The organism is Nostocoides jenkinsii Ben 74 (assembly GCF_001046875.1).
GTDB lineage: Bacteria > Actinomycetota > Actinomycetes > Actinomycetales > Dermatophilaceae > Nostocoides_A > Nostocoides_A jenkinsii.
The window spans coordinates 3304047-3308152 of the sequence record NZ_HF571038.1; the positions used below are offsets into that span (position 1 = coordinate 3304047).

Consider the following 4106-nt stretch of genomic DNA (forward strand, 5'->3'; position numbering starts at 1 on the left):
TGAGGCGCTATAACGCCTCACCAGCGCACGAACCCCTCACCGGCCCGGCGGAAAGCCTCACTAGCGCGGCACGAAGCCTCACACGCGCAGGAAAGCCTCACCAGCGCGGAAGTCGGGAGCTGGTGGCCGTGGCACTGACCCGAGGGTCAGCGCCCGGCGGGGGTGAGTCCCAGGGAGCGGCCGGCGAGGCCCCGGCTGCGGGAGGCCAAGCCGCGCGCGATTCCGCGAAGCGCCGTGGCGGCGGGGCTGGTCGGATTGCTCAAGACCACCGGTGAGCCGTTGTCCGACCCTTCCCGCAGGGTCACGTCGAGCGGAATCTGCCCGAGCAGAGCGACATCCGCTCCGACCAGGCGCGTGAGGGACTCGGCCACGCGGGCGCCGCCGCCGGAGCCGAAGATCTCCTGACGGTTGCCGTCGGGCAGCTCCAGCCACGACATGTTCTCGATGACGCCGGCCACCCGCTGGCGGGTTTGCACCGCGATCGACCCGGCCCGCTCGGCCACCTCGGCAGCCGCCGTCTGCGGGGTCGTCACCACCAGAATCTCGGCATTGGGGACCAACTGGGCCACCGAGATCGCGACATCGCCCGTCCCCGGCGGCAGGTCGAGGAGCAGGACATCGAGGTCTCCCCAGAAGACATCCGCCAGGAACTGGTTCAGCGCCCGGTGCAGCATCGGCCCGCGCCAGACGACGGGCTGGTTGCCGGGGACGAACATCCCGATCGAGATGACCTTCACTTCGTGGGCGATGGGCGGCAGGATCATATCGTCGACCTGCGTCGGCTGCCCCTCGACACCGAGCATCCGCGGGATCGAGAAGCCGTAGATGTCGGCGTCCACCACACCCACCTTGAGACCCTGGGCTGCCAAAGCCACGGCCAGGTTTGCGGTGACCGAGGACTTGCCGACACCACCCTTGCCGGAGGCCACGGCATACACGCGGGTGAGGCTGCCGGGCTTGGCGAAGGGGACTTCCTTCTCCGGGGCGCCCCCGCGAAGCTTCGTGCGCAACTCCTTGCGTTGCTCGTCGGTCATCACGCCGAGGGTCACGCGTGCCTCGCTGACCCCCGGCACTCCGGTGAGCGCGGCCGTGACGTCGCGGGTGAGGGTGTCTTTCAGCGGGCAGGAGGAGACCGTCAACAGGATCGTCACGCTCGCGACATTGTCGTCATCGATGGCGAGATCGCTCACCATGCCGAGCTCGGTGATCGGCTTGCGGATCTCGGGATCGTCCACGGTGGCGAGAGCGGCGGTCAACTGGTCGAGGGTGGGGCGAGGCAGCACCCAATCACTGTATGCCGCGCCCTCGGCGCCGCCCGAATCCTGCCTCCCGATGTGACGCGGCTATCCGTCCGCCGCGCCGGCTCCGGGGACCTTCGTGACTCCGGCCTTCGCCGCGCGCTTGGCCTTGGCCCGAGCCTTCGCCTTGCGCTTGGCCTGCCGGGCGGCCTTGGCTTCGCGCTCGTCCACCTCGGCGACAAGTTCCTCCAGGAGGTCGCGCAGCTCACCGCGTACGAAGTCGCGGGTGGCGGCGTCTCGCATCGCCAGGCGCAGCGAGGCCACTTCGCGGGTCAGGAACTCGGTGTCGGCGAGGTTGCGCTCGTCGCGGCCACGGTCCTGCTCCAGGGCGACGCGGTCGCGGTCGGCCTGCCGGTTCTGGGCGAGCAGGATCAGCGGCGCGGCATACGACGCCTGCAGGCTCAGGATCAAGGTGAGCAGGGTGTAGTTGAGCGACCGGGGATCGAATTGCAGTCCCGCGGGGCCGAAGGTGTTCCACAGCAGCCAGGCCGCCACGAAGACGGTCATCCACAAGATGAACTGCGGCGTGCCCATGAAGCGGGCGAACTTCTCCGACAGGACCCCGAACGATTCGCGGTCGAGTCCCTTCGGCGTCCGAATCCACGGTGTCGTTGCCTCGCTCGGCTGATCCAGGCGGATGCGGCGCTCAGCCATGGATACCTCCCGGAACGATGTCGTGGCGGTCTTCGCGCCAGTGGTCGGGAAGGATGTGGTCGAGCACATCGTCGACGGTCACGGCGCCGAGCAGGTGGCCCCCGTCGTCCACCACCGGCAGGGCGATCATGTTGTAGTTCGCCAACCGTCGAGCAACTTCACCGAGTTGCATGTCGGGCGAGAACGGGTCGATGTCCTTGTCGAGGATGCCGCCAACCGATGCGTGCGGCGGTTCCCGCAGCAGGCGTTGCAGGTGCACCATTCCGAGATAGCGGCCCGTCGGCGTCTCGTGCGGACTGCGGGTGACAAAGACCGTCGTCGCCAGCGCAGTCGGAAGTTCCTCGCGGCGCACGACGGCCAAGGCCTCAGCGATGGAGGCCTCGGGCCCGAGGATGACCGGCTCGGTCGTCATCAACCCGCCGGCGGTGTTGTCGTCATACGCGAGCAGTCGGCGCAGGTCGGCGGCCTCGTCGGGCTCCATCCGCATGAGCAACTGCTCCTGCTGCTCCTCCGGAAGTTCGGAAAGCAGGTCGGCGGCGTCGTCGGGCTGCATAGCTTCGAGCACGTCCGCGGCCCGGTCGGTCTCCAGCGAGGCAATGATCTCCAACTGGGCGTCCTCGGGAAGCTCCTCGATGACGTCGGCGAGGCGTTCGTCGTCAAGCGCGGCCGCGACTTCGAGCCGGCGCTTGGGCGAGAGGTCGGAGATGGCCTCGGCCAAGTCGGCCGGCTTGAAGTCTTCATAGGCCTCCAGCAGGCGCGCGGCCGACTGCTGCTCGCTCTCCAGGTGCAAGCCAGTGACGTCCTCGATGGGGGCGACGAAGGTGACGGTGCGGCGGCGGCTGAGCCGGGCCAGCCCGGCCTGCGGCAAGCCCTCGCGGCAGAACACCTTCGTGACGCTCCAGTCGCGCGTCCGATCCTGCTCGATCCCGACGTCCTCGACGGTGGCGTCGACCACGCCACGATCGGTGCGGGCCTGGACGGTGCGCTCGACGAGTTCGGCCAGTACGAGCGTTTCGTTCTGGCGCTGCTCGAATCGACGCATGTTGACCAGCCCGGTCGTGATGACCTGTCCGCCGTCGACGGAGGTGACGCGGGTCATCGGCACGAAGACCCGGCGCCGGCCGGGCACCTCGACCACGAGGCCGATGACGCGGGGGCGGCGCTGCCGCGCGAAGACGACCACCACGTCACGCACGCGCCCGACCTCGTCGCCGAGCGGGTCGAAGACGCGCAGCTTCGCCAGCCGGGCAACGAAGACTCGGGTGGGCGCGCTCACGAGACCTCAGGTTATCCGGCCCGGTGAAGTCCGTCGCCGAGGTCGGCTCGCAGCAGGCGCGGCGTGGCGGCCACGGGTGCACACTGGAGCACAGCAGATGCGCAACGCGACGCATCGACCAGGGAGGTCGTGATGTTCGGTAGGACGATCCGGGGTCAACTTGCTGCGGGCGTGCCCGTGCTCGGCCGCGGCAAGCACTCCTCGCCGCGCCGGGGCGCTTGTTTCATGGAGTTCGCGTCCTATCTCGCCGGGGAGCGGTGGAGCGATCGACCGCGCTGCACGCACCCCTTACTGGCCCAGCTGGCGCGGCTCGTCAACGATGGAGTGGACGACGAGCACCGCGCCCAACTCGTGCCCCTCATCCCGGACGTCGTCGGGCTCAACCCGCCCGGCGTGCAGGCGGAGCTTCGCATCGTCGTGCGGGCCGCGCTCGCTGCCCTGCCGGTCGCGAATCAAGAGCGCCAGAACGCGCTCGCCTACGGCTTGGCCATGCTCGACCCGTTGCTGGACCAGTTGCCCCCGGCCGAGGCGGCTGCCTATCGCGGGCGGATCAACGAGGAGTATGCCGCGGTGCCCGCCGCCCGCCGCTGGGGCGCCGAGCGCGCCCGGCGGTCCCAGCTGGATGAAAAAACTTTGCGCGACAAGAGTTTCCCGGTCCTGATACAGACCTCGGTGCGCGGCCTCGCCGAGGCGTGCGTCGATGACTGTCAGGAGCGCATGATCGCGCTGCTGCGCGATTGCATTGCGGCGACCCGCGCCGCCTCGCCCAGTGCGGCCGGGCCGCCGGATGACGCCCACCGCCACTCCGACGTGCCCACCCGTCTCGACCCGGTGCGGACGCAATAACCTGCCGCGGACGCAATACCTTTTGCGTCCGC

General features: G+C 69.4%; 4 protein-coding genes. 1 reads left to right on the forward strand and 3 read right to left on the reverse strand.

The annotated features are described in order from the left end of the window. Positions 1-146: 146 nt before the first annotated feature. The 3 genes from BN13_RS15805 to BN13_RS15815 form a co-directional block, all read right to left on the reverse strand. Positions 147-1280, reverse strand: a complete 1134-nt coding sequence (locus tag BN13_RS15805; RefSeq protein ID WP_157038746.1) for an Mrp/NBP35 family ATP-binding protein — start codon at positions 1278-1280, stop codon at positions 147-149. Positions 1281-1343: 63 nt separating this feature from the next. Continuing rightward, entirely contained in the window at positions 1344-1952 is a 609-nt protein-coding gene (locus BN13_RS15810) for a DUF1003 domain-containing protein (protein ID WP_048548150.1), read from the reverse strand. Next, positions 1945-3228, reverse strand: coding sequence for a magnesium transporter MgtE N-terminal domain-containing protein (locus tag BN13_RS15815; protein WP_048548151.1), 1284 nt, complete (start codon positions 3226-3228; stop codon positions 1945-1947). The genes BN13_RS15810 and BN13_RS15815 overlap by 8 nt, the downstream gene beginning before the upstream one ends. 132 nt (positions 3229-3360) lie before the next feature. On the opposite strand from BN13_RS15815, the gene BN13_RS15820 reads away from it, so the two are divergent. Then, a complete protein-coding gene (locus tag BN13_RS15820; RefSeq protein WP_048548152.1) occupies positions 3361-4074 on the forward strand; it encodes a hypothetical protein in 714 nt (237 codons plus the stop codon). The last annotated feature ends 32 nt before the right edge of the window (positions 4075-4106 follow it).

Coding starts and splice junctions, on each gene's coding strand:
- BN13_RS15810 (WP_048548150.1), bottom strand. CDS start 1,952: ATGGCTGAGCGCCGCATCCGCCTGGATCAGCCGAGCGAGGCAACGACA.
- BN13_RS15820 (WP_048548152.1), top strand. CDS start 3,361: ATGTTCGGTAGGACGATCCGGGGTCAACTTGCTGCGGGCGTGCCCGTG.